Origin of the sequence: Salinadaptatus halalkaliphilus (assembly GCF_006543045.1) — an archaeon.
GTDB lineage: Archaea > Halobacteriota > Halobacteria > Halobacteriales > Natrialbaceae > Salinadaptatus > Salinadaptatus halalkaliphilus.
Genome location: NZ_RBZW01000033.1, coordinates 65541 through 90433, shown reverse-complemented (window position 1 = coordinate 90433; position 24893 = coordinate 65541). Strand labels below are relative to the sequence as shown.

The following is a 24893-nucleotide window of genomic DNA, read 5'->3' as shown; positions in this document are numbered from 1 at the left end:
CGTCGAGGTGGCGAGGCGGTTACCGGGGAAGGTGGGCGGTCACGCTCGTCCCCCGTGAGCGACGGTCGGCGACGGTCAGTTCGCCGCCGGATCGATGGACCACCCAGTATACCATCCACAGTCCGAGTCCGTTGCCGTGAACTAGGTCCGTCGGCGCTTTGCCGTGTTCCAACACGTTGCGTTCCGTCTCTGGGATGCCAGGCCCATCGTCGAGAACGCTCACTCGAACCTCTTTGGGCGCCTGGTCGATGCGAATATCGACCGTCGGACGGTCGCAATCGTTGTGGATGATCGCGTTTCTCACGAGTTCCTCGAGTGCCCTGGAGAACTCGGGCACCGCAGTCGCGGTCGTCGGTTCCGGTGCAGTCACCGTCACGTCGGCGTCGGGTTCCCAGTCGGCGTAGGCGTCGGCGAGCCGTTCGGCCAGCGTCTTCATATCGACCGAATCGCGTTCCGAGTCGGCGGTTAGGACGTTCGTAATCGGTTGGGCTTTCTCGGTCGTTCGCAGCAGGTCGTCGGTCTGTTCGAGAATCTCCTCGGCTGCGTCCGTGGCGGTCGGCGGTACCGCGTCGGTGAGGTCGGTGGCTCGTCCGCGGATGACCGTCAGATCGTTGCGAATGTTGTGCCGAAGGAGCCGATCCACGACCTGTAACTGCGTCGCGCGATCTTCTCGGGCGGTAACGTCCCGGTGGATGGCGACGATACCGGTGATCTCGCCGTCGTCTCTGTACGGGTAGTACCGACAGTCCAGCGTCCGTTCACCCCTGGTCGGGTGCGTTCTGGTCGTTCGATACTGAACGGTTTCCCCGTTTGCGGCGCGCTCGAGACGTTCCTGAACGGCGTCGTAGTCCGACTCGCCGAGGATATCCCCCAGCGATCGACCGACGATGTCGTCTTGGTCAACCCCGTGGTAGTAACAGTACGGCGGATTGGCAAAGCGAAACTCTCCCTCGAGATCGATCGCGTATATGAGGTCGGTCGAGGCGTCGATCGCCCGTTTGTAGTGTTGTAACTGTTCTTCTCGCCGCTTCGGTTCGGTGACGTCAAGCACCGCGCCGCGTAACGCCACCACATCGCCCTTGGATTCGACGGGTTCGCCGAGGGATCGAATCCACCGCTGGTTTCCATCGGCCGTCCGCACCTCGAGGATCTCGTCGTAGGGCTCCCCGTGTGTTCGACAGCGGTCGATCAGCGATCGGATTCGATCCCGATCCTCGGCGTGGTAGAATTCGATCGCGTCCGCGATCGTCGGCTGATAGTCGTCGGCCACCTCGAACACCGCTCGCGTCCCTGCCGACCACCGGAGGTCGTTCGTCCGACAGTCGAACTCCCAGCCGCCGATAGCCGTGATCGCTTCCGTTTTCGAGAGATAGTCACGACTCCGACGGAGTGCGCGTTCGTCGCCCTTTTCGGCCGTGATATCCCGCACGTACCCGCGGAGATACGCCGTCCCGTCGATGTCGGTGACGTACCCGTACGCACTCACGCTTCGTTCGGTCCCGGTCGCGGTGAGAACGGTGGCTTCGATCGACCGACACTGGCCGTCGTCTAGCTGCGATCGATACAACTCGGCGATCTCGTCACGGTCGTCCGGGTGGAAGAACTCGAGGCTCGATCGTACCGTCGGTTCGAAGTCGTCGTCGACCTCGAAGAGCCGACGCATTCCCTCGGTCCACCGAACGTCGTCGGTCTCGAGATTTACCTCGTAGGCGCCCACGTTGGCCGTCTGCTCGATGTCCGTGAGCAACGCTTTCGTTCGTCGAAGCTCGCGTTCCCGTCGATTGCGCTCGGTCGTGTCTCGAGCGACGCCAACGATTCGGTGTACCGCTCCGTCCTCGAACAGCGGGGTCAATTTCGTCTCGAACGTCTTTCGGCCGGCGGGGAGATCGAGCGTCGCTTCGCACGTGATCGTCTCGCGTGCGTCGATGCAGCGACGATACTCTTTGCGAACCTCGCCGACTATCGACTCGTCGAGGACGTCTTCCGGGGACTTGCCGCGAATATCCGCGGTCGACAGTCCGGTCATCGACTCGAACGCCGAGTTCGCGTTTCGATACGAAAACTCGATACCGTCGGCATCGTGTTCGATGTCGACGACGAGAATCCCGTCGTCCACGCTCTCGAATATCGTCTCTTCGATCGTTTCGCCGACGGGCGTCGTACTCGATACCGGTTGAATATGCGCACAACTGCAGTCCGTCCCGGAAGACTCCGAATCCAACTCCATAACAGTCACCGTCAGTGTACTCTCTCCGTCTCGTGGATAATAGCATCTCCAACACAATTTGGAAATCCGCCGTTCGGTTGTTCGAAGAACGTGCTCGACACCTGTCTCGGTCGACGGACAGATGCCGCCGACGCGTCGGTTCACGATCCGTCTCCCTGCAGCCCTTGCATATATCTGCTTTCGGGGCCACTCTCGTCCTATGACACTCGAGGGAACGCTCGCGGTGACCGTCGAGCCCACCGCCGGGGAATCGCCGACGGTCGAATTCGCGTTTACCGTCCGAAACGAGGGCAGCGAGCCGGTCGAGATCAACTTCTCGGATTCGGGCAAGACCGAGTTCGTCGTTCGGGACGAGAAACGGGAGATCTGGCGCTTTACCGACGGCCGCATGTTCGCACAGCTGCTCAGTACGGACCGGCTCGAGGCGGGCGAGACGACGACCTACGAAGGCGAGTGGGAAAATCCCCGTCCAGGCGAGTACACTGCCGTCGCCGAGTTGCGCGCACGAGAGACGGACTGTGAAGCACGAAGCGAGTTTACGGTGTCGTCGTGAACATCGGCGGCGTCCGTTCGTCACAGGTTCGCCCAGTCGCTGTCGGGCTCGGTGGACACGTCCACACGTCTGTCCGCGACGAAAGCAAACGATGCCCCCGACACAGGGTATAAACGACCGCCCGCCTAACCCCTCGATATGCAAGCCCTGGTCGTCGCGGCGCACGGATCGCATCTGAATCCGGACGCCTCGAGTCCGACCTACGCCCACGCCGACGCCATCCGCGAGACGAGCGCGTTCGACGAGGTCCGCGAAGCCTTCTGGAAGGAAGAACCGCACTTTCGCGAGGTCGTCCGAACGCTCGAGTCCGAGGAGGTGTTCGTCGTCCCGCTGTTTATCAGCGAAGGCTATTTCACCGAACAGGTGATCCCGCGGGAACTCCGCCTCGAGGGCTGGGACCCGGCGCTGTGGAACTCCGACGGCACCGACGCCTCGCAGGTAACTCTCGAGGCGACCGACGTCGAGAAGACGATCCACTACTGCGGGCCCGTCGGCACGCACGACGCGATGACCGACGTGATCGTCGAGCGCGCAGAGAGTGTGACCGGTGATCCCGATGTCGGCGATGGGGTCGGTCTCGCGGTCGTCGGCCACGGCACCGAGCGCAACGAAAACTCCGCGAAGGCCATCGAATATCACACCGAGCGCATCCGCACGCGGGACCGCTTCGCAGAGGTGAAAGCGCTGTTCATGGACGAGGAACCCGAGGTCGACGACGTGACCGACTATTTCGAGAGCGACGATGTCGTGCTCGTTCCGCTCTTTATCGCCGACGGCTACCACACACAGGAGGACATTCCTGAAGACGTCGGGTTGACCGACGATTACCGGACGGGCTGGGACGTGCCGGCCGCGGTCGACGGCCACCGCGTCTGGTACGCCGGCGCAGTTGGGACCGAGGACCTGTTGGCGTCGGTACTACTCGAGCGAGCCCACGACGCCGGTGCCGACGTTGACGATGTCGTCGAAAGCGAGCACGTAGTCGGTGGCGATACCGACCACGATCGGAAACCGACGACGACCGTGGGTGACTGACCGTGTCGGCCGACCCCATTCCCGTCGACGCCATCCTCGAGGCTGCCGCCGACGGGGGCATCGAGTTCGATGGACTTCGAATTACGGCCGCAGACGACGAGTACTCCCTCGAGACGCCGGATCTCCACCGGACGGCTCCCTCCGAGTCGGTTCTCCGGGATATCCTCGAGACGATTCCGGCCTCTGTGACGAACTGGCACTACTGGCAGGAACGCGTCGGCGGCGACGGAACTGCTCGGCGGGCGTTTCTCCGGTGGTGTGAACGAGCGCCGATCGCCGGCGGAGACGACGGCCTCGAGCACGTCTCGATCGACGATCCACTGACTGTGTCACAGCGATACGCCGGCCTCCAGGAGGGGATCGACCGTGAATGGGGGCAGCTAGCGATCACGACCAGATTCCGCGATCTCGACGACGCCGATACGGACGGCGAGCGCGTCTACGACTGCTGGCACGTCGCCGACGCCGACGCAGATGTCGCCGACCTCGAGGTCTTCGACGATCCGCGCGACGCTCGCGCGATCGCGACCGAGGACGCCGACGGACGGTATCGGCCGCTGAAGACGGCGCCGACACTCGCGTCGGGCTGGGCGTTTACCGGCCTCTCGGGCGACGAACTCGTCGAGACGGTCGGTTTCTTTTATCCGGCGACGATCGCGAACTGGCATCGCGAACTGCACGGCGACCTCGATATCTCTCACTGGCGTGAGACCGCCGCCCGCCAGACCGGCATTTACGATATTCTCGAGGAACTCCCCCGCGAGGCCCTCGAGTGGGTGGCCGAAGCCTGCTGTGTCGACACGGAGTGTCTGTGCCGCCGGGAGTGGCACTACGACGAGGACGACGAACTCGCCGTCGACGGCGGCGACGGCCCGTTTCCCTGTCGCGAGCCCTGTTCGCTCGTCGTCGCCGCTGCCCGCCAGTGGACCATCCTCGAGAGCGAGCGCGAGCGAACCTACGAACTCGAGGTGACCCCGAGCGAACTGAACCAGCTCTCGGCGATCGTCGACGCCGTCGCCGAGGATCGAACCGACAAAATCCGCGAAGCCGACGTTGGCGACGGTGCCAACCGGTACCGGGCGCGATACCTCCGCGCGAAACGATTCGGAGCGGACGGACTCAAGGCGGTCGAACGAACGAACGAATAAATCGTCTTCGTTTCCGTCGAGATCCCCCGGACGTTACTCGAGCGAGCCGACCCGGAGCGCATATTCGCCGCGGATTCGGCCGTCGTCGTGGTAGGCGACGGGTTCTTCGATCGCTGCGATCGTCTCGCCGTCGACGGCCACCGCGGTTGCGACGCTCTCGAGACGCTCGCAGCCGTCTTGTCCCGAGTCACGGTCGAACCATCGAACGGCGTGGGTGTCGGGGTCCCGGACCCGGAAGTTCTGGGCGCAGGGGGCGGCGATTCGGTCGCCGTCGGTCGCGAGTCCGTGGACGAAGCCCCGGACCGCGGTGTCCCACAGCTGATTCCCGGCTCCGTCGAACGTGGCGATCCGGTGTTCGTTGGGATGTCGGTTCTCCGTCTCGCGACTCTTGATCGCGTAGGTGTTGCCCGTCACGAACGTCGCCCGCCCGTCGCTCGCAGCGGCGTGATTCGGATAGGCATACAGCGTCTCCCCCTCGATGTCGGTTTCGGTCGCGAGGTCGACGGCCCACCGTTCGGCGCCGCCGGGACCGAGCAGGTAGCCGCGCTTGTCGCCGTGGCTCGCGACTGCGACAGTCTCGCCGTCGATAGCGACGTCGCCGACGCGACGGTCGCCCTCGGTCCCCGGATCCCACGTCCAGGCGAGGTCGCCGGTTTCGGCCTCGAGCATCACAAGTCCGGTGTCGTGGTCGCCCATACAGCGGTTGTAGCCGACAGCCAGACGCGTTCCATCCTCGGCGAGATCGATCGCGATCGGCGAGGCGTCGGTCTCGTAGCGCCACCGAACGGTGCCGTCGGCGTCGAACGCCAGGACGACGCTGTGCCACTGCCTCGTCTCGCCGTCGCGTTCGTACCGGCGGGCCGCCGCGTACAGCATTGGGTCCGCGTCGGCGCCAGCCGACTCGAGCGCGACGACGTAGGGCAGATAGAAGATCGAGTCCTGGACGTGTTCACCGACATCGTCGACGGTGTCGTAGCTCCACCGCCGGTCACCGGTCGCGGCGTCATAGGCCGCGATCGTCCCCGTTTTGCCGCGACCGGCGACGATCACCGCGTCGTCGGTCCCCGTCTCGGCCGCATCTTCACCCGGCAGCGTCGTTATTCCGACCGCGTGATCCGGGTGATCGACGGTCCAGCGACACTCGAGCGACCCGGGTTCCGTTTCCGGAGCATCGAAGGCGGTGACGGTCCCGTTCCACTGGCCGGCGACGACGAGGTCGCCGTCGACGTGGACGGCAGAACGCGTCCACATGTGACGGCTGCGAGCGGGATCGATTGTGCCGAGTGGGTAACTCTCGAATGTGGCCGTCCGATCGGATTCGGTATCGGTGTTTGTCGTCGACATCAGTCGTCCTCGACTGGGAACGTTTCGTGGAGCATGTGGTGTGCGTCGCCGAGGCCGTCGACGATGCTCTCGCCCTGACTCGTCAATCGGCCGAGAGCCCGCTCCGCGTTTCGCACCTCGAGCAGGCGACCTCGCGTGTAGTCGTACTCGGGGTCGTCGCTCTCCATGGCGGCGACCTCTTCCTCGAGGTCAACGAGTGCCGCGTCGAGGTGGCGTTCGATCTCGGCGAGGGTGTCTGCCTCGACGAGACCTTCGATCGGTCCTTCGAGGTGACCCTCGAGTTCGTTCTGTGCGTGTTCGCGGGCGCTGTCGTCCCCGACGCCGAGGACGTTCATCAACCCGAGTCTGAGTGCTTCGATTTCGTGACAGGACATGGGTGCTGGATGTGGTTTGTATCGGTGGTGGGTGGTCGAAATACCTGACAGTCGTGTAGCTGTACCGTCTCGCTTTTAAAGCGTCTGATCGACGAGATCGCTCACGATGCGATCTCGATCGAGGTGGTCGGCGACGATCCGTTCGGCGTCCTCGGCCGCCACGTCACCGTACCAGATGCCGTCCGGATAGACGGCGACCATCGGCCCGTCGCCACAGCGATCGAGACAGGACGAGCGCGTGATCTGGACGTCGCAGTGCTCGGAGTCGCGGGCTTGCTGGCGCAGTCGCTCGAGGACGGCCGGCGAGCCCATCTCGGCACAGGTCCGGTTCGTACAGACCGTGACGTGTTTCGCCGGTGCGTCGTGCGTGTGGGGATCGTCGTCGATGTCGTCGCGATCCGCGTGAGCCTCCTGGTGAGCGAGTGCACGCAGCATGGCGCGAGCGCCGCCGACGTCTTCCTCGTAGCCCTCGAGATCGACTTTGTACTTGCACGTGTCACAGGACATCTCGACGCTCTCGGTCCGGGCTTCCTGCCAGCGATCGGCGAAGACGTCGAGCAGCCGCGAGTCGGTTCCGAGCGGATCGCCCGCCAGCGCGTCGACGTAGGGGTAGTCGTCGTCGAACTCGCCGGTCCAATCGCGAACGCGCTGGGTGAGCACGCCGTCGCCGAGCATGTATGGCAGGACGACGACCGCGTCGGGTCGGTGCTTCGAAAGTCCGTGGAGAGTGTCCTCGAGCAGTGGTTCCGTTACCCCGACGAAGGACGCCTCGACGCGGTCGAACGCACGACCCTCGTACAACAGCCGTGCCAGCTTGTGCACGTCGCCGTTGGCGTCGGGATCGCTCGAGCCCCGGCCACAGAGGACGACGGCGACGTCGTCCTCGGTGCGGTCGGCGCCCAACGCCGCTTCGACGGCGGCAGCGCGGTCGTCGAGTAGGTCCAGAATCGCCGGATGAATGCCCAGGTGTGCGCCGTTGTTGATCTCGAGGTCGTAGCTCGCCCGGGCCTGCTCGATCGACAGCGGCACGTCGTTTTTGACGTGACTCGCGGCAAACAGCGAGCAGTGGACGACGGTTACCTGCGAGGTCACCGACTCGAGGTCGGCGAAAGCCTCGTCGATCGACGGCGCCGCGAGTTCGAGGAAGGCGGCATCGACCGGAATTCCGAGCCGTGACTCGAGGTCTGCTGCCAGCTCGCGAACCTGTTCGTTGGACTTCTCGCGGCGAGAGCCGTGCCCGACCAGCAGGATGGCCTCGTCGTCGAACGAGGCTGCGGGCGTGGACGCGTTGTGTGGTGTGCTCATTCGTGTGGATCCGTCGATAGTGTGTTCGTTCGTCCCTTGTGTGGCGGTCGGCGGCTTACTCGTCGGCTTCGGCTTGCTCGAGGCTGCGCTCGAGTTTCCGCCGGCGACTCGGCGCGAACAGCCCCGTCGCCTCGCAGTCGTCGTAGAGCCACGTGCCGAAGTCGGAGGCAGCGTCGTCGTCGACGCCGAACCAGTAGCCTCCCGAAGACGTCTCACCGAGGTCGCCGTACGTCGCCTCGACGGGACACTCCTCGAGCAGCTCCTGGGTCAACTCGAGTAGCTCCCGATCGTCGTGGACGAACGAGATGCCAACGGTGCCACTCGAGGATTTGAAACAGATCGTGCCACAGCCCTCGAGCAGTCCGCGAAGGAGTTCCCGATCGTGACTCGAGAACGCCCCGAACCGGTAGTTGCCACGGCCGTCGACCGGCAGACCGAGCGCGCCGCTGCGCCCGAGCAGCCCCGATTCGTCGCTGTCGGTGGTGGTGGCGCCCGTATCGTCGCTATCGGCACCGATCGTGAGCGTGTACTCGTCTTCGGTCCGGGTAATCGACGTGTCGTGGGCGTAGTCGCGACTCGTCGTCCCGTGCTCGATGTCGCCGCCCGCGATCGCCGCGAGCACCTGCGCCGAGCGCTCGTCGTTGGTGACGACCTCGATTCCGTTATCTTCGACATCACCGCTGCCGGCGACGTGACCCCAAAAGTACGCCGTGGCGGGGTGGCCTACGAGCGGGTCGGCCGGCGCCTCGATCTCGAGGCTGGCGTCGCCGTCGGTCGCTTCAGCGTCGGCGTCGTCCTCGATCGCGGATTCCGTCTCGCTCATCGATCCACCTCCTCGACGACGATCGCGTCCGTCGGACAGGCCGTGGCGGCCTGTTTGGCCTCCTCGATGCGGTCGTCGTCGAACGTCGCGACGACTCGCTCGTCGGTGTCGGTGACCTCGCCCTCACAGTCGTAGACGGGATCTGCACCCGGATCGATCGTGGCGAGGCCGTCCTCACCCTCGACGAATCGCGGGTCGCGGGTCAAACAGGCGAAGATGCCGTCGCAGGCGTCTTTCTCGATGGTAACTTCGTATCGTGGCATTGGTAGTGTTGTAGCGCTCGAGCGTTCGTCTCAGTAGTCGTACTTCGTCTCGTAGCCGCGTGGGGTGACCATCCGGTCGTCCCAGACGTAGGTGTCCTCGGTGCCGACGACAATGGTCGTCGTCATGTCGATGATCTCGCTCTCGCCTAACTCCTCGAGGTCGTCGAGGTCGGTGATCATCACTTGCTCGTCCTCGCGACCGGCCCCGTGGACGATGCCGACCGGGGTATCAGGATCGCGGTGGGTTAGCAGGATTTCACAGGCCTTCTGGAAGTTGTCGCGGCGCTTGCGGCTCCAGGGGTTGTAGATCGTGATCGTGAAATTCTCGCTCGCGACCGAGTGCAGCCGCGACTCGATTTCGGGCATCGGCACGAGGTGATCCGACAGCGACACCGAGACGGTGTCGTTCACCAGCGGGGCACCCAGACGCGCTGCACACGACTGGGCCGCCGGGACGCCGGGCACCACGTCGAACTCGACCATCGACGCCGTCGCCCCCTTGGACTCGAGAATCTCGAGTGCCAGCCCCGAGAGCGCGTAGACGTTCGGATCGCCGCTGCCGACGATCGCCACGTCGTTGCCCGCGAGCGCGCGATCGATCGACTCCTCGGTCCGGGAGACTTCCCCACACATCGGCGTATCGTAGATCTCGTCGGCTTCCTCGGTGATCTCGTCGGGAATGAGTTCGATGTAGGTCGTGTAGCCGACGATGTGGTCGGCCTCGAGCAGCGCCGCCTTCGCCCGTTCGGTCATCCCTTCCGGGTGGCCGGGACCGAGCCCGACGGCGACCAGCTGGCCGGGGTCGGCGTCGAAGTCGTCGACGGTCGCCCCGACCTCCTGTTCGGTGCTCGCGTCGTCGTCCGAGCTCGAGGCCCCACAGCTCGAGCCCGTAGAACCCGACGACGAACTCGAGGCGCCGCATTTGGAGGGGCTCGAGGCGTCGCTGGTGTTGCTCGTGCTCGAGGAGGCGCCACATTTCGAACTCGAACTCGAGGACTCGGTTTCGGTTTCGGTCGTCGAAGCGCCACAGTTCGACGTCGATTCGGCGTCAGCGTCCGCGTTGATGTCAGTACTCATAGTTTCTCGTGTTGTGGTTAGAAGTCGTCGACGTCACGCCCACCGCGGGGCGTGACGAGGTACGTTCGATCGTCGTTGCGCCAGGTTTCGGTCTCGTGGTTGCCGATGATTAGCGAGGTGCCCATCCCCGAGACCTTGTCGTCGTGGTCGGCGGCCTCACCGAGGGTCGTGATGAACTCGCTTTCGCCGTTGCGGCCGGCGTCAGCCCGACCCGCGTCGTTGACGATCGCGACACGGGCGTCGTCGGTCCGTTCCTCGCGGACGATCTCGACTGCCTTCTCGTAGTTGCGCCAGCAGTTGTACAGCACGATCACGAACCCCGAGATCGCGGCAGCACGTAGTTTCTCCTCGATCTCGTCCCAGCCGCGCCACTTGTCCGACAGCGAGATCGTACAGAAGTCGTTACACAGCGGCGCGCCGACGTTGGCTGCACCACCGAGTGCCGCCGTCATCCCCGGGACGATCTCGATCGGTACGTCCGTCGCGTCCTCCTCGTCGGCCATCTTGAAGATTAGGTCGGACTTGCCGTAGACCGACGGATCGCCACCGGAGACGTGGGCGACGTCTTTCCCCTCGCGGACGTACTCGAAGGCCGCGCGAGCGAGTTCGATCTGGCGTCCCATCGTCGAGCGAACGATCTCCTGTTCGAACCCGTCCTCGCGGGTCGCGACGCCATCGTCGTCGACGGCATCCTCGGCCGGCAAGGTGCCGTCATCGCGCAGAAACTCCTGGTAGAGGCTCGAGGCGATGACGACCTCCGAAGATTCGACGACCTGCTTTGCCCGCTTGGTCATCTGATCTGGCAAACCGGGTCCGATCCCGACGACGTAGAGCGTGCCGTGGTCGTCGGGCGTCCCAGCGTCATCGCCACTCGTTGCCTCCGCGTCGCCGGTCGTTCCGTCGACGTCCGAGCTCATCGACCGATCGCCACCGTCACTTCGTTCTCGTAACTGATCTTCTCGAGTACCAGTTCCTGCTCGGCGCCGCCCGCGATCGCCGAGGCTTCCGAGACGCCGGGCCAGCCGATCAGCTCCTTGGATTTCGACGGCGTCGGCCCCTCGTGTTCGAGCAGCGTCTCCTTGTCGAAGACCACGACACCGAGATCGCGCTCCTGGGCGGCCTCGAGCAACCCGTCCTCGTCTTCCTTTCGGGTCGCCGTCCCGACGAACTCGACGTCGCCGACGCCGTAGTCGGTCCGGGCGAGCGCCTGATCCCAGGCCGCAAGGAAAGCCTCTTTGCTCGCACCGGAGACGCTGCCGGTCCCGAGCACGATGCCGTCGTCGGCGTTGCGTTTGAGTACCGTGACGTCGTCGCCGACGAGGACTGCGCGAGGCCCCTCGAGCCGAGCAACGGGACCGAGATTCTCGTCGAGAACGGCGAGATTCGTCTTCACTGTCGAGTCGCCGTTTACGACGTGGGTATCCATCGCTTTCGCACGGGATTCGACGCCCTGCTTGCCAGCTGCCTCCGAGGCCGTCGTCATCGCCGGTACGGCGCCCATCGTCGCCAGGTCCTGGGCGACCTGATTTGCACCGTGGTGGCCACCCGTAATCGGGATCGCCCAGGTGAGTTCCTCGTCGACGACACAGATCGCCGGATCCTCCCACTTGTCGTCGAGCAAGTGAGCCGTCTTGCGCATCGCGATCCCCGAGGCCATCAAGCCGACGAAACAGTCGTACTCGCCCCAGTACTCCTCGAAGATCTCGCCGTGGTACTCGAGGATATCGATCGACGCGTACCGATCCGCGAGTTCAGCCTCGATTTCCCTGGCCGTCTCGAGTTTGCGCTCGAAGGAGACGATCGCGATCTCTTCGGCGACTTCACCGTCGCTGTCGGCCGTCGAACAGTGACCGCCGCTGTCGTCCGGCTCTGAACTCATATCCATCCTCCGTGCTGTCTGGCTCGAGTGCTCACGAGCGAACCCATAGTCGTCCTCCCTAATACAAGCTGCGTTTCTCATATACAATATTAGTTTACCTCTAGATACCACTGATAATTCGAGACGAACGAATCGAGCGCTGCTACTCGAGCAGTTCGGCGGTCGCGTTTTCGGGATGATCGCAGACGCTTTCGGGTGCTGTATCGTTTACCGGGTCGAAATCCGGCCCGGTGTATTCCCACGTCGGCGAGCAGGCGGTCTGGCCACCTGCTGTTGGCTCCGTATCGGCGACGGCGGGGACGGCGCCGGTCTGGACGACACCGCCCGGCATCACGACGACGACCTCCGTCGCGCTCTCGAAGGTGATCGGTTCGTTCACACCAAGCGTTACCTCGGTTCCGTCGTGTAACTCGGGCTCGACGGGTCGGCGTTCCCGAACGTAGGTCAACCGATCCGCATCGGCGGGATCGCCCACCGTCGCACTGACCTCGAACCGAGCGTACTCGCCACGGATCGTATTGGTCCACGTGTTGCTCTGTAAGAACCAGTAGGTCGGCGGTACAGCGGTAATCGGTAACCCGGGCCAGGGAAGCCGATTCTCACTCTGAATCGTCAACGGCACGTGTTCCGTTTCCGCGTCGAAATCAGTTATCGTCGCGTTTGCCGGCCGCACCGCCGGATCTTCGTCTTCGGAGACGTTCTCGTGGGTCATGTACGTCGGCGATCCCGACACCTCGAAGTGGGCGTCGTCGAGTACCGGCGATCCCTCGATCTCCTCGGGATCGCGTTCGACATCCGCATTGAGGACATCCTGAACGAACCCGAGTAGATCGTCGCCCATATCGAACGAACCCCCCAAATCGTCGACCTCGTCCTCGAGCTCACCGACCTGTTCCTGATACTGGTCTGCGATCCGCTCGATGTAGTGATAGAGCCGATCGAAGTACGCCAGTCGCACCTGTGCGGTGGCCAACTCGCCCGGGGTCGCGAACGTATCCTCGGGACCATCTGCGGAAAGGTTCGCGTAGACGAACTCGTTTTCGACGTCCTCGATGTGGGTAATTGCGCCGTAGACCGGCTCCTCGTCCGTGTCCAACATATCGACCCGATCGACGGTGTAGCTGTTGTTGTCCTCGTGATACCAGTCGGTAAAGGCCTCATCAGTGCTGTTCAACTCCTCGAGGAGGTCGTCCTCTAGTTTCCCGGTCTCGCGACTGGCTTTCATCGCCTCGAGCTCGTACCGGTCGTCGTATGCCTCGTCCAGTATCTGACCCTGAAACTGCGCAGCGACATCGGATCGATTCGTCGACGTATCGCTGCCCGACCCCGTCGTCCCGACGCTGTTTCCGTCGAGCCGTCCAACGTTCGCCTCGAGATCGTCCTCGAGCGTCCCGTAGTGATCGACGCCGGTAGTCACGTCCAGCGCCGCGTCGACGAACACCTGGAGAAAGTTCACGTCGTAGCCGACCGTCGTGGTCGCGTTCGCGTCGGTCGGCTCGATGACCGACTCGTTCTCGATGTGCTCGAATTCGTCGAGGTCGATATCGGCCGACTCGAGGTGGCGATAATCGCTCTCGAGATCGGGTTCGGACTGTATTTCGAACTCGTCTTTGTACAATCCAACCTCTTCGAAATCGTACTCACTGGTGACCTCGAGGGAGAGGTCGGCCGTCACGGTTTCGTTGTGATCCTCGGTTTTTGTTTCGGGTAACTCGCCATACTTCGCGGCGTTGTCGGGTTCGTCGTGTTCCCACGTTTCGACCGCGTAGATCTCGATATCGGCGCGGGCATCGACGTGATGGATCGGTCGGTCGTGGGTATCCGTCGTCGACGGATCGTCGGGATCGGGATACGCCTCGTGATCGACCTCGATAGCCGTTATGTCGGTCATCTCGACGTCGAAGCTATCGAGTGAGTGATTTCCAGAGGGCGGGCTGCCGGCCGATGGAACCTGGCCTGCGATCGAAGCATCCCCACCCGTCGTATCGATATCGACGGTGTAGAGTTCGTCAGCTATCCGCTGAATACTCCTCCCGTCGTTCTGGAGCGAGGGCGTGTCGCCAGGATCGATCTCGTCGTCGTAGCGTTCTTTCCCCTCGCCTTCGGCGACATCCAACAGATCTGCAGTTGACTCCTCGAACAACGCCTCCTCGTCGACGCTGTCGCCGTGTGTCTGAACGTCGTAGTACTGATAGGAGACGCCCGCGAGGGTCTCGATCGGCACCTCCTGTTGCTGGTTCATCACGTCCATCTCGCCGAGCCCCTCCTGGATCAGCTCGGAGAGCTCCGGCATCTCCGGTAGCTCCCCGGTCGCTTCGTCGCCGAACAACCACTTCTGGACGGCACCGCCATCACAGAGCTGTGCCTCGATATCTATCGACTCGTTTTCCTCGGTGTCCTCGACATCGTCGTCCATCCCGAATTCGTCGCCGTCGACGATATCGTCGCCCGCTCCGTCGTCACCACCAACTGCCCCATCATCGTCGTCGTCCCGCATTGACTCTCCCATCTGATAGGCCATACAGGTGTATCCGGGTCGCAACGTTCGCTCTGCGTAGGGATCCTGTGTCCCGAACACGTCCTCTTGGGTCGCGAAGATGGCGTGATTCGCGAGCACCTCCGTATGGTTGGGCTCGAGTACCCGCTCGAAGTCGTGATCGGCGGGCCGCTGGGTGCGGTGCATCCGATCCCAGCCTGCTTTGAAGTATGCAAATGCGTACAGGCGGGCAGCCATCCGTTGCCCGAGGCCGTCGAGTTCGTTGTCCAACTCGTCACCGGACTCGTCGAAAAAGCCCGCATCGAGCGTCGACTCGTAGGTCTGGGTACGCTCGTTCAATTGAAATGCCGGGGTTCCGATCGTCGTCGTCACTTCGTTCGACGCCGCCGGCACCGGATCGCCCGCGACATCGACATCGATTTCGACATCGCGAATCGTCACCTCGACCAGCCCGGGCTCGAGTTCCGTCCCCGGACGGTCGCCGATCGTCAGATCGACGCGGTCGATAGCATCGTCCGGGCTCAGGGTCGCACCGTCGCCGTGTTTGGTCACGTCCGGCATGGAAACCGTCGACGACGCGTCGGGACCGAGACTCTGGCCGGCTGCTGGTAACCGATCGTGGGCCTCGAGGTAGATGAGCAGTTTCAGATATTGCTCGAAGTTGACCGGCTGATCCTGCCGGTCGTCGATCGCGTCAATTTCGCTCTCGCTTGCGTTGATGACCGGCGCGCTGACCGCCTGATGGCTCGCGTCGATGGCAGCCGACCGTAATTCGGCTTGCGCCGCCGTTTCGGTTCGATCGGCGACGAGATCGGCCTCCTGTTCGATGACGGGTGCCGATCGCTGCTCGAGTGCGCCGATCGTCACGACGCTGGTGACGAGCAACAACACGGCGATCATCGCGAACGGTATCCGAGCGCGGTCGTCCGAAGCGAGCGAAACGGTTCGTGGGCGTGGTGAGTTCCCGGTCATTATTCTGTGGCCTGGACCGTGATGTCGACAGTTTCGACGGCGACGTACCCCTCGAGCAACGGTTCGGCGTCCTGCGTGAATCCCTCGAGATCGCCTCGATTCGCACGACGTGTCCGCTCGAGGTCGTCGCGAACTGGATCGTCGCGCATATCTTCGGCGATCGTCTCGGCGAGTGCATCCGCGAGCAGCTCGTTTGCGTTCTCGGTGTTCGGGTTCGTGCCCGTGATCTCGTCGTCGACATCGTCTTCGAGGTCCTCGCCACCGAACGCCAACGCGAGTTTGCGGTAGTCGTATTTTGTGATCGAGTTCTCCGTCAGCGTCGACTCGAGGGTGTACTGGGTCTGGGCGACCGGAAACAGCGCGTCGACGATCAGTGCCGCGATTTCGGCGGCGGCGCCGTCGACGCCGGTTGCGTAGTACCCTTCCGCGATCGCCTCGTGATCGACACCGGAGAGTCTCGTCGACACCGTTGCGCTCGTACTCGAGATATCGGCCGACCGTGGCGGTCGATCGCCGATCGTTGCGCTGCCGTTGATCGTACTGTTCGCGTAGGGTTCCCACGTCGCGACGGCGTAGATCGAGTCGTCTGCTCCGACGAGTTGTCCCCGTGTTCCAGCATCGACCGAGCGTTCGACTTCGTCGCCGTAGGCCAGTGGCTGTCGGCCGTCGTACTCGACGTTGACGAGCGCCGCCTCAACGAGCAACGCAGTCGCAGCGTCGTAGACTGTCACGGTATAGAGTTCCGGTGTCTCGTCGGGCTCGAGTCCCTCGGGCTGGTCGAAGTGCTCGCTCTCGATTGGCGCGTGTCCCGACTCGTTCTCCCGAGTCATATCGTACGATATCGTCACGGTCGATCCCGAGAGCGTCTGATAGGCTCGGTCCGCTCTGTCACCGTCGATCGATCCATCGTCGCTGTGAAGAAAGATCCCGATCATCAATACGGTTGCACTGACGATCAACAGCGCCAGCGAGACGTCCATCACCGTCGAAATCGCTCGATCACGGCTCACCATACACTCACCCGGAGCGTCCCCGATCGAACGTCGGCCTCGTTCTCGACGGCCACCGGTATCGATTGGGTGGCCACGCTCGCGTCGTCGGGCACTCCCTCGGTTTCGAGATACGCTTCGAGTTCGACGCGGTCCGTGCCCGTCGCGATTCCTTCCTCCGGATTGTAGTTCGGTGGAAACGCGGCCCAGGCGACCCGCCGTTGTTCGTGCTCGTCGATCGCAGTGACGGTGATGGCGACCGAATCGCCGGCCGGAAGCGATTCGTTCGTCACTCGGTCCTCGATATCGTCGGCGTTGTCGTGTGCGTGAAACAAGCCGTCGTCCTCGAGTTCGTGCCAGACGCGATCGATCGTCTGGTCCGCCGTCACCTGGTGGCTGGTTCCCGGAAGCAGTCCCTGTGCCGACACGGCATAGAGGCCAAGCGCAAGGGCGAATATCGAGACGGCGACGATTGCCGCGATCGGCTCGGTCTGTGCCCTAGACCGTGACGAGCGTAACATAGTGGACATCACCTCGGGTCTCGTGCCAGTGAGGTTCGTCGTAGTCTTCCAGAGTCATGTCGGGGCCACACTCGACCGAATCGTCCCAGTCCTCGAGCGTTCCCGCACACAGCAACTCGCCGCCGGTGTAGCGAATCTCGACGTCGACCGGAAACGTTCCGAGCCAGACATCTTCGGTTTCGAGTGCTTCGAGATCCTCGACGTCCTCGAGCGGCGCGAGTGGGCGGACGTGCTCGCTTGCCGTCTCACCCGAGTGCGACACGAAGACCTCCGCGTCGTGGTCCTGATAGAACTCGACATCGTAGTCGGGACAGTCGACACCGGGATCGATCCGACACCAGATGTAGTCGTTCCAGAAGTCGACGACGGCGTCGACGACGCTCTCGTCCCAATCGAAGACCGCGCCGACGACGCCAAACAGCGCTTCGAGCAGTGTCTCGTCGTTCTCGAGGTCGGGTTGCTCGCTCGCTTCGAGCTCGACCGTCATCGGTGCGATCGCTTTCCCCTCCGCCTGAACGTAGAAATCCGCTGGGATTGATTCGACGTCGTCCTCGTCCTCGAACTCGTCCTCGAAATCCTCGCTGAGATCGGCGTCGTTCATCGGTTCGGCCGAGACGGCGACCGCCTCGTCGTTTCGAACGGCAACCGTTCGGGCGGTCAGTTCGCCGTCGGCGTACAGCTCCCGGCCGCTGTTTTCGGCATCCGCGTCTTCGACGGCTGCGAAGAACTCGAGCGTGGCGTGGCTGGTCGGATCGTCCAGTTCGTCCGCGTAGGCGTCTTCGAACGATTGGCCGTACGCGATGTTCTCGAGCCGCTCGTGGCCGTTGACCGGAACGACGGTTCCGTACGCGAAACTCGAGTGGGCGGTGCCGTGGTCGTTTTCCATCGTCAACGTCTGGTGGTCGATCGTCACGATCTCGGCGTCGTGCTCGTAGGAGCCGCTTGCAGCGTACTCGCTGCCGGTCGCGCCCTCGATGGCGCTCGAGGCCTGTTCGGCGTCGGGTGGCGGACCCGTCGATACCCCCACTGCGAGACCCGCAACCACCACGCTGATGATCGCGACGCCGACGTAGACGTACCAGGCGTCGGCCGGTGCCTCGAAATCCATACCCTGGTTGGCCGCCCTCTGGTATATAAACCACAGCACCAGTCACCGGCAGCCGACTGCAGATCCGGTTCGTATCACATCGGATCGACCAGTACGATGTCGATCAGTGCGACCGTCAGCACGAACAATACCATCGACGAGACCAGCGCACGACCGATGTGGTAGCCAAACAGGGTTCGGTCCATGCCGTACCGGAGCGCGTACGACAGCGGCGTCAGGATGAACGAGAGCATGATCAAGTAGACCGCGACGACGACGCCAAGTTCGTCCGTCGCAAGCGTCGCAGCCTCGTCGAACCCCTCGAGATTGTCGAACTCCTCGACCGACAGCATATCCGCCATCCCGACGGTCGCGCCGCCGATCATCGGCCCGAAGTACGCCGCGGTGTTATCGAGGGTACTCGTCACGCGGACGAGCGCGCGCTTGGTCTCGGCTTCGACCTCCTCTAACTCCTCGAGGTGGTCGGCCATCGAGACGATCGCCCGACCGGCGGGTTTGCCCTCGTCGCCAGCAATCGCGAGCAGTGCCGCCATGCTTCGGGCTCGTTGGCTCGGGATATCTCGAAGGGCACCGTACTCGCCGAGAAACGCCGCTTCGACGCTCGTATGCAGCCGCTGTTGGACGCCTGCAGCGTGTTCGAACACGTCGCCGGTTTCGTCCGGTACCCGATCGGCCGCGAGATCGATCGCGGACTCGACGGATTCGCCTTCGGCCACCTGTCGCCCGACGATGTACAGCGCGTCAGTCAGGTTCGCCTCGACGTCGCGCACGTAGTGGCGAAGCTCGAGGATCGGGCCGTAGACGGCGAGCAATGCGACACCGACGCCGACGCCCGATGCGACGATCACGGAGAGCGATTCGGGGCCGAAGATCTCGACGGCGGCGTAGGTAACGACACCGGCGAGTAGCCCCCAGCCGGCTCGAAGCCAGAGACGGTTCGGCAGGTCGGGATGATCGCGGTCGATCGTCGGCGGCGGAAACGCGACCGGCCGACGAACGAGCAGCCACAGCGCCGCTGCGATCAGGATGGCTGGCAAGACGACGTTGTACAGGAGGACGAACATCCAGATGTTGAGCGTGATTCCCGCCATCGGTGCGACGGGAACGACCGCGATCAACGCCATCGGCAACAGAATCCCGAACGCAAAGAGCATCGTCGTCGGCGCCCGAATCGCGGCCGTAAACTCGGCCATCTGTCGGCGCGTTCCGTCGAGAATCGCCGTCAGCGATCTATCGAGCGTGCGTGCCCGTTCTCCTTCTGGAGCGTCCTGTGCGGTCGCCAACAGCGTCGATGATCGGCGCAACGCCGGGAAGTACTCGGACCACTCCTCGGCGAACGAGAGCAAACCGGCCTGGGGTGTGCCCTTCGCTCGATTGAAATGGGTCTCGAGACTGCGAGAGAGCGGTCCCCGGCCGGTCTCGGCAGCGAATTTGACGGCGGTCTCGAGCGACGGTTGGATTTGCATTCGCAACACCGTTCGGCCGACGAGGTTTGGCGTCTCACCCAGGGCTTCGGTGCGACGAAACGCGGCGAGCAGGTGTGGGAACGAGTGGACAGCGTGGATCGACGCGAGCGACACAGTCACGACGAGTGTCGCGACCAACGGTACGGAAACGCCATACAGCACCAGCGGTAGCGGCAGGAGTGCGCCGACGATACCTGCGCCGTACCCCGCTTTGACGATCGTCTCGGCATCGTAGGCCGCCTCGACGAATCGAACTGAATCGACGAGATCGGCACTTGCATCGACCTCGTAGGGGTAGAGTCCCGCGAGCCCGCGTACGACGGTCGTCAGTATCGTCATCTACCGTTGCCCCGATCGGTGTAGGCGGTAGCGACCTCGGGTGGCGTCGTTCGGCCGTCGTCGGCGAGCTGTGCGAGAAACGCCGTGCGGTCGGCGATCGCCTGTCTGACATCTGCGTACTCCTCGGTCGGCCCAGCCATGGCGTGGACGTAGCGACTCTCGCCGCGATCGATTCGGCCGGTCGGCGTCGCCGCTGTCCCCTCGAGGTCGTACAGCGGCTCGAACCAGATGTCGTCGCCGTCGCCGAGTACTTCCTCGATGCGGGCGACTCGGCGACTGCGCCCGCTCGGCGTACGGTGGGCCTGAACCGTGACGACGAGGTCCGTCGCGCCGAACGACGACGGCTCTACTTTGAGATCGGCGACGACGCGCTCGTAGACCTCTTCAGCACCGTCGCCGTGAATCGTTCCGAGGACGGCGTTGGCGTTGGCCCCGACCCGCATCGCCTCGTAGAGGACGCGGGCTTCCTCGCCCCGGATCTCGCCGACGACGAGCGCACCGTCTCCCAACCGCAGGGCCGTCCGTAATGCTTCAGCCGGCGCGATTTCTGGCCCGTCGCTCGCCCCGGTTCGAAGCGCCTGAACGTCTCGGCCGACCGACTGCAGTGGGTCGACGGGCAGCTCCGGGGTGTCTTCGATGACGACCGTCCGCGTATCCGGCGTCACCTCGTATAGCAACGTACCGAGCAGTGTCGTCTTTCCGGCACCGCGAGTGCCGGCGATCAGCGTCGCCGCGTTGCGTTCGATCGCCGTCGAGAGAAAGCCAGCCACCGCCGGCGACATCGTCCCGTTTGCGACGAGTGCGGGGAGGGTAAACCGGTCGTCCGATTGCTCGCGGAAGGCGAAGGCGATACCATCGGCGACCGGATCCGTCACGCCCGCGATACGGAGTCCGCGACCGTTGGCCAGTGACGCCGTCGCATCGACCGTCGGCTTCGCCCGTGAGAACGCCCGCCCGCTCGTTCGTCTGACCCGCGAGGCCAGCGCCTTTGCCCCGGTTCCGGTCAGATGAACGTTCGTCTCCATGGTCTCTCCATCGCGTTCGACTCGGAGGGGGTTCGCCGTCACTGGCGATGTCACGTAGACGTCCGTGACGGCTGGATCCGCAAACAGGTCCTCGAGAATCCCGTATCCCTCGGTGTGTTTCTCCAGTATCGTCGTCAGGGTCGGATCGACGGGTTCGTCCGAGGCGAACTCGATGGCACGCGATGGGGCACGGTCACCCTGTACCCATCCTTCCGCGATCGCTTCGTAACCGTCGACGAGCACCTCCCGTTCCCGTGGCGACAACGTCAGATCAACCACGTCGAGTTCGTACCGCGGCAACCGGTGTGCGCGTTCGTAGATGCGGGCCGTACTCCCGGTTTCGAGGTCGGTAACGTCGACAAGCCGTGTACCGTCGTCGATCGAGCGATCGACGTAGTAGCTCGCGATCTCGAGGCCGACACGCGGTGAGAGCGCCTCGCCGTAGCGCTCGACGCCCTCGAGGGCGTCGATCAGTCCCGACTCCGCCGCGACATCGCCGATACCGTCGACCCGTTGTTCGAGCCCTCTCGCGGCGTCGATGGGATCCCGTGCAACCGCTCGTGCAAGGACGGTGTCGCGATCGCCAAGCAGTTCGATGAATCGGCCGGCTGCGCCGAGAAAGGCCGTCTCTTCCCGGTCGTAGCGGTGTTTCAAACCGTTCCCGTGGACGACGATCGAGGACGTCTCACGGGTTGCCAGTTGTTCGATGACCGACCGGCGGCAACGCGGTGATTCCACGAGGTCGCCGCTACAGGCTGTCGCATCGACGACGAGCGTTCGGTCCTCGTAGCAGTGTCCGCAGTCACAGGCGCCACCCGATATCGTCTCGAACAAGCCGCCGAGGCCGACGCTCGAGAGGACGCCACGAACCGTTCCACCGGTCCGTTCCGTAGACATATCTCCGTTGGGCTCGGAATCTGATTTAAACCCACGGACCGACGCGCTCCCCTCGGCTCGCAGCCGTCACTCGACGGCCCGGAGAGACAACGACGACGCGATCGCGCCGTCGGCCTCGGGTGGCTCTGCGACGACGACCGGTTCGCCGTTTTCGTCCGCCAGCAACACGACTCGTAGCGTCTGTACGCCGCTCCCGCCGATTTCGGTCGTCCGGTTGTCCGTCCGGTCGCGGTAGACGATCCGTTGCTCGATGATTTCCTGGTGCTGGGTTCCGTCATCCAGCACGTATCGCGCGATACTCACGTTGACGTCCTCGACGGGTTCGATCTCGAAGTGTGACACCCCTTCCGTCGTGAGCGAGCCAGCCGGAATCGACAGCTCGAGGACGCGCTGTGGATCGGGGTGCTCGGGCGGGGAGACCTGCTCGTTCGTCTCGAGATCGACCGCCGCTTCCTCGATATCCGAAATCGCCGTCTGGAGCTGACGCTCGGAGTTGTCGGTCGACGCCTCGTCGATCGCCGGTGTCGCAAGGCCCAGAATGGCGACCGTCAACAGCACCGCCAGGACGTATCGGATCATGAGAGTCGCGACCGAATCGAGCCCAACAACCCGCGGGCGTCACCGCCGGTATTCGTATCTGTGTCTCCCGTCCCGGATCGAGAGGGCTCCGGTCCAACGGCCGATTCGACTGCCGACTGATTCGCCGACGAGGCCGGCCGGTCAACGCCATCGTCGACGGTCGGTTTCGATTTTTCGTCGTCCTCGAACAATTCGGCCACTGTCTGTTCGGGCTCGAGTTCTCGATTTCCCCCTGAACCGTCGGTTTCGGTTGTGCCGAACTCGAAGCTGGTCGCTGTTCTCTCGTCCGCTTGTGGATGTTCGGTATCGTCGAGACTGTCGGAGTCGTCTGTCCTGACAGTGTCACACTTCCCGCTTTGTGTCTTGTCTTGGCTTTCGTTCACCTCAGATTCGTTACTCTCGGCAGCTTCGATAGCGTGACCGCGGTCATCGGACTCGAGCAGCCCGCCTTCCAGATCGTCGAGTTCGACCTCGAGTCGGTCGAGACGGCGCTCGAGTCGATCGGTCGTCGCCGTTGCTGTAGCCGCCTGTCGTGCTACGTCGTCGTTGATCGACTCGACGTTGCCCACGTAGCCTTCGAGCGACTGAACGGCAGCCTCAAGGTCGGCGAGTCGCTGCTCGTGTTCGTGCAGACGGGTCTCGAGTTGCTCGACGACGTCGGCCATCGCGGTCAGTTCCGAGAGTTCGTCGACGGTTACGTCGCCATCGACGACGACGCGTTCGACGGCCGACAGACGCTGCTCGAGCCGGTCGATATCGGTCATGCCGTCTCTCCCGCGCGACCGTATTTAAATTCGAGTGCGAGCATCGCGATCGTTACTCCAGATCGACCACGTCGCGAGCACTGGGGCTACCGCCGCCGTGTGGCGTCTTGCGCAGTCGAACCTGTGCCGCGTGGATCGTTTCGGTCGCGTCGTCGATGACGACCACTTCGCCCGGGTCGGTCGGAAGCCGATCATCGAGTGACTCGTTCATGTAGGTGGGCTGGGCTGCACTCAGTGCCTCGAGGTCTGCCTCCGAGGTCAGCCGGTGGGAGATCAACACGTCGGACTGGGAGATCGCCGTCTCCGAGACGGCACTCGGGCGCTGTGTCGCGAGAACGAGACTGACACCCGGCGCACGCCCGCGTGTGAGAATCGTCCGAAGGGCCTGCTGTGCGACGCCGTCGAAGAAGGTGTGTGCTTCGTCGATCAACAGCCACGGCAATCGATCGATCCGCTCGTCAACTCGGGCGCGATACAGGGCCTCGCCGATACCGCGACAGACGGCGTTCATCGGTGCGGAATCGAGCCCCGAGACGTCGAGCACCGTGATTTCGGTCCCCGAGAGTGCCGCCCCGTCGAGTCCATCGGGATCGAAAACATCCCACGATCGGGCGAGTCGAATGTGATTTCGTGCTGCACGCACGTCGGCCTCCGGCGCGTCGCTGGCCTCGAGAGATTCAGCCATCGCCTCGAGCGAGTGGGTTCGTTGGGCGGCCTCCCAGACGAGTCCACCGGCACCGCTCTCGGGGGAGAGTCCGAGCAACGAACACCACGATCGGGGATCGAGCACGTCGGCCGTGATCGTCGGTGTCTCGACGACATCGGCGGGAACCGTCTCGTCGTCTCCGCCGTCGGCGAGCGTCGAGAACGCCCCCATCGGATCCACGACCACCGGTGCAACACCGCTCGTCCGCGCGAGTTCTTCCGCGAGGACGCCCATCGTGAACGACTTCCCGTAGCCGCGCTTGCCGACGACCAACATCGCGTGTGGTCCGTCCAGATCGACGTACAAATCGGCTCCTTCGCTGCCGTCGAGTGCACGATACTGGCCGACGTGGCCCGCCTGCACCGTCTCGGCGTCCGACCCGCGTCCGATGACGAAACTCATAGCCACAGTCGCCGCCCTTTCCCACTTCAAATTTCACCCTCGAGTTTAAGGCAGATACCGAGCCCAAGCGGGGTAGGGTATGAGACACCAGTCGAAACCCACGACGAGAGACTCGAGCTCGAGGCGTTCGCTTACCGACGACGACCGTGCGATAGAGGGGCTACCGATCAGGCTCGTCATTGCGCTAATTGTCGGTGTCGTCTCGCTCGGGATCATGTTGCAGATTCTAGGGGGTATCGATACATTCGAAGGAGACACTGAGGTTGACGTAGAGTTTGAAGAAGATCAGGTCGATATTGATGGAAGTAATGTAGATGAGTTTGACGTATTTGTTGTTGATGCAGATGGCAACGAAGTGCCGGATGCTACGGTCGTAGCCGTTCCAGGCGATGCACGAATGGATGATGCTATAGTAGAGGACACAAGTGATGGAACAGGAGCGGATAATCAGGCTAGATTCAATTTTGAAGATGAAAACTTAGAATTACCGCCAGATCAGCATACTGGTACAATTGAGTTCGAGATACAGCCACCGACAGGGACCAATTGGGCTGATGATGAACCGAATGAGGAACTTCTAGTAGTTGACTCTGGATAATA

General features: G+C 63.4%; 22 protein-coding genes. 4 read left to right on the top strand and 18 right to left on the bottom strand.

Annotated elements, in window-relative coordinates; translation table 11 throughout:
- Positions 1–19: 19 nt before the first annotated feature.
- Complete coding sequence (locus D8Y22_RS13265) at positions 20–2227, bottom strand: PAS domain S-box protein (protein WP_141465181.1); 2208 nt, start codon at positions 2225–2227, stop codon at positions 20–22.
- 199 nt (positions 2228–2426) lie between these two features.
- Here D8Y22_RS13265 and D8Y22_RS13260 point away from each other — a divergent pair, with 199 nt between their 5' ends.
- The 3 genes from D8Y22_RS13260 (at position 2427) to D8Y22_RS13250 (ending at position 4963) form a co-directional block, all read left to right on the top strand.
- Positions 2427–2780 carry a BsuPI-related putative proteinase inhibitor gene (locus D8Y22_RS13260; protein WP_141465180.1) on the top strand — a complete coding sequence of 118 codons (354 nt, stop codon included), beginning with the start codon at positions 2427–2429 and terminating at the stop codon, positions 2778–2780.
- Between the two features lie 138 nt (positions 2781–2918).
- Positions 2919–3815 (top strand): CbiX/SirB N-terminal domain-containing protein, encoded by an 897-nt coding sequence (locus D8Y22_RS13255; RefSeq protein ID WP_141465179.1) that lies wholly within the window; start codon positions 2919–2921, stop codon positions 3813–3815.
- Between the two features lie 2 nt (positions 3816–3817).
- Positions 3818–4963: a DR2241 family protein gene (locus tag D8Y22_RS13250; RefSeq protein ID WP_141465178.1), complete on the top strand. Its 1146-nt coding sequence runs from the start codon at positions 3818–3820 to the stop codon at positions 4961–4963.
- A gap of 33 nt (positions 4964–4996) precedes the next feature.
- Here D8Y22_RS13250 and D8Y22_RS13245 read toward each other — a convergent pair whose 3' ends face one another.
- The 17 genes from D8Y22_RS13245 to D8Y22_RS13165 all read right to left on the bottom strand — a co-directional run bounded on the left by D8Y22_RS13245 (position 4997) and on the right by D8Y22_RS13165 (position 24293).
- Positions 4997–6307 (bottom strand): outer membrane protein assembly factor BamB family protein, encoded by a 1311-nt coding sequence (locus D8Y22_RS13245; RefSeq protein ID WP_141465177.1) that lies wholly within the window; start codon positions 6305–6307, stop codon positions 4997–4999.
- The gene (locus D8Y22_RS13240) at positions 6307–6681 is read right to left on the bottom strand and encodes a DUF3209 family protein (protein WP_141465176.1); all 375 of its coding nucleotides are present in this window, start codon (positions 6679–6681) and stop codon (positions 6307–6309) included. The genes D8Y22_RS13245 and D8Y22_RS13240 overlap by 1 nt, the downstream gene beginning before the upstream one ends.
- 75 nt (positions 6682–6756) lie before the next feature.
- Positions 6757–7986 (bottom strand): CbiX/SirB N-terminal domain-containing protein, encoded by a 1230-nt coding sequence (locus D8Y22_RS13235; RefSeq protein ID WP_141465175.1) that lies wholly within the window; start codon positions 7984–7986, stop codon positions 6757–6759.
- 55 nt (positions 7987–8041) lie between these two features.
- The gene (locus tag D8Y22_RS13230) at positions 8042–8809 is read right to left on the bottom strand and encodes a cobalamin biosynthesis protein (RefSeq protein ID WP_141465174.1); all 768 of its coding nucleotides are present in this window, start codon (positions 8807–8809) and stop codon (positions 8042–8044) included.
- The gene (locus D8Y22_RS13225; RefSeq protein WP_141465173.1) at positions 8806–9072 is read right to left on the bottom strand and encodes a ferredoxin; all 267 of its coding nucleotides are present in this window, start codon (positions 9070–9072) and stop codon (positions 8806–8808) included. The genes D8Y22_RS13230 and D8Y22_RS13225 overlap by 4 nt, the downstream gene beginning before the upstream one ends.
- Positions 9073–9102: 30 nt before the next feature.
- A complete protein-coding gene (cobJ, locus tag D8Y22_RS13220) occupies positions 9103–10149 on the bottom strand; it encodes a precorrin-3B C(17)-methyltransferase (RefSeq protein ID WP_141465172.1) in 1047 nt (348 codons plus the stop codon).
- Positions 10150–10166: 17 nt separating this feature from the next.
- Complete coding sequence (locus D8Y22_RS13215) at positions 10167–11066, bottom strand: precorrin-3B C(17)-methyltransferase (protein ID WP_141465171.1); 900 nt, start codon at positions 11064–11066, stop codon at positions 10167–10169.
- Positions 11063–12028 carry a cobalt-precorrin 5A hydrolase gene (gene cbiG, locus D8Y22_RS13210; protein WP_394348211.1) on the bottom strand — a complete coding sequence of 322 codons (966 nt, stop codon included), beginning with the start codon at positions 12026–12028 and terminating at the stop codon, positions 11063–11065. The genes D8Y22_RS13215 and cbiG overlap by 4 nt, the downstream gene beginning before the upstream one ends.
- 142 nt (positions 12029–12170) lie before the next feature.
- Positions 12171–15497 carry a DUF7286 family protein gene (locus D8Y22_RS13205; protein WP_141465169.1) on the bottom strand — a complete coding sequence of 1109 codons (3327 nt, stop codon included), beginning with the start codon at positions 15495–15497 and terminating at the stop codon, positions 12171–12173.
- Entirely contained in the window at positions 15497–16507 is a 1011-nt protein-coding gene (locus D8Y22_RS13200) for a DUF7284 family protein (RefSeq protein WP_246084437.1), read from the bottom strand. The genes D8Y22_RS13205 and D8Y22_RS13200 overlap by 1 nt, the downstream gene beginning before the upstream one ends.
- The gene (locus D8Y22_RS13195) at positions 16504–17007 is read right to left on the bottom strand and encodes a DUF7285 family protein (protein ID WP_141465214.1); all 504 of its coding nucleotides are present in this window, start codon (positions 17005–17007) and stop codon (positions 16504–16506) included. The genes D8Y22_RS13200 and D8Y22_RS13195 overlap by 4 nt, the downstream gene beginning before the upstream one ends.
- On the bottom strand, positions 16985–18115 hold the full coding sequence (locus D8Y22_RS13190; protein WP_141465167.1) for a DUF7283 family protein: 1131 nt from the start codon (positions 18113–18115) through the stop codon (positions 16985–16987). The genes D8Y22_RS13195 and D8Y22_RS13190 overlap by 23 nt, the downstream gene beginning before the upstream one ends.
- A 74-nt stretch (positions 18116–18189) precedes the next feature.
- Positions 18190–19920 carry a secretion system protein gene (locus D8Y22_RS13185; protein WP_141465166.1) on the bottom strand — a complete coding sequence of 577 codons (1731 nt, stop codon included), beginning with the start codon at positions 19918–19920 and terminating at the stop codon, positions 18190–18192.
- The gene (locus tag D8Y22_RS13180; RefSeq protein ID WP_141465165.1) at positions 19917–21842 is read right to left on the bottom strand and encodes a type II/IV secretion system ATPase subunit; all 1926 of its coding nucleotides are present in this window, start codon (positions 21840–21842) and stop codon (positions 19917–19919) included. Before D8Y22_RS13180 ends, D8Y22_RS13185 begins: the two co-directional genes overlap by 4 nt.
- Before the next feature lie 66 nt (positions 21843–21908).
- Positions 21909–22421 (bottom strand): DUF7311 family protein, encoded by a 513-nt coding sequence (locus D8Y22_RS13175; RefSeq protein WP_141465164.1) that lies wholly within the window; start codon positions 22419–22421, stop codon positions 21909–21911.
- Positions 22418–23185, bottom strand: a complete 768-nt coding sequence (locus D8Y22_RS13170) for a DUF7310 family coiled-coil domain-containing protein (protein WP_141465163.1) — start codon at positions 23183–23185, stop codon at positions 22418–22420. Before D8Y22_RS13170 ends, D8Y22_RS13175 begins: the two co-directional genes overlap by 4 nt.
- Before the next feature lie 52 nt (positions 23186–23237).
- Positions 23238–24293 (bottom strand): ATP-binding protein, encoded by a 1056-nt coding sequence (locus D8Y22_RS13165; RefSeq protein ID WP_141465162.1) that lies wholly within the window; start codon positions 24291–24293, stop codon positions 23238–23240.
- A gap of 214 nt (positions 24294–24507) precedes the next feature.
- Here D8Y22_RS13165 and D8Y22_RS13160 point away from each other — a divergent pair, with 214 nt between their 5' ends.
- Entirely contained in the window at positions 24508–24891 is a 384-nt protein-coding gene (locus D8Y22_RS13160; protein ID WP_217350886.1) for a DUF7382 domain-containing protein, read from the top strand.
- Positions 24892–24893 lie beyond the last annotated feature (2 nt).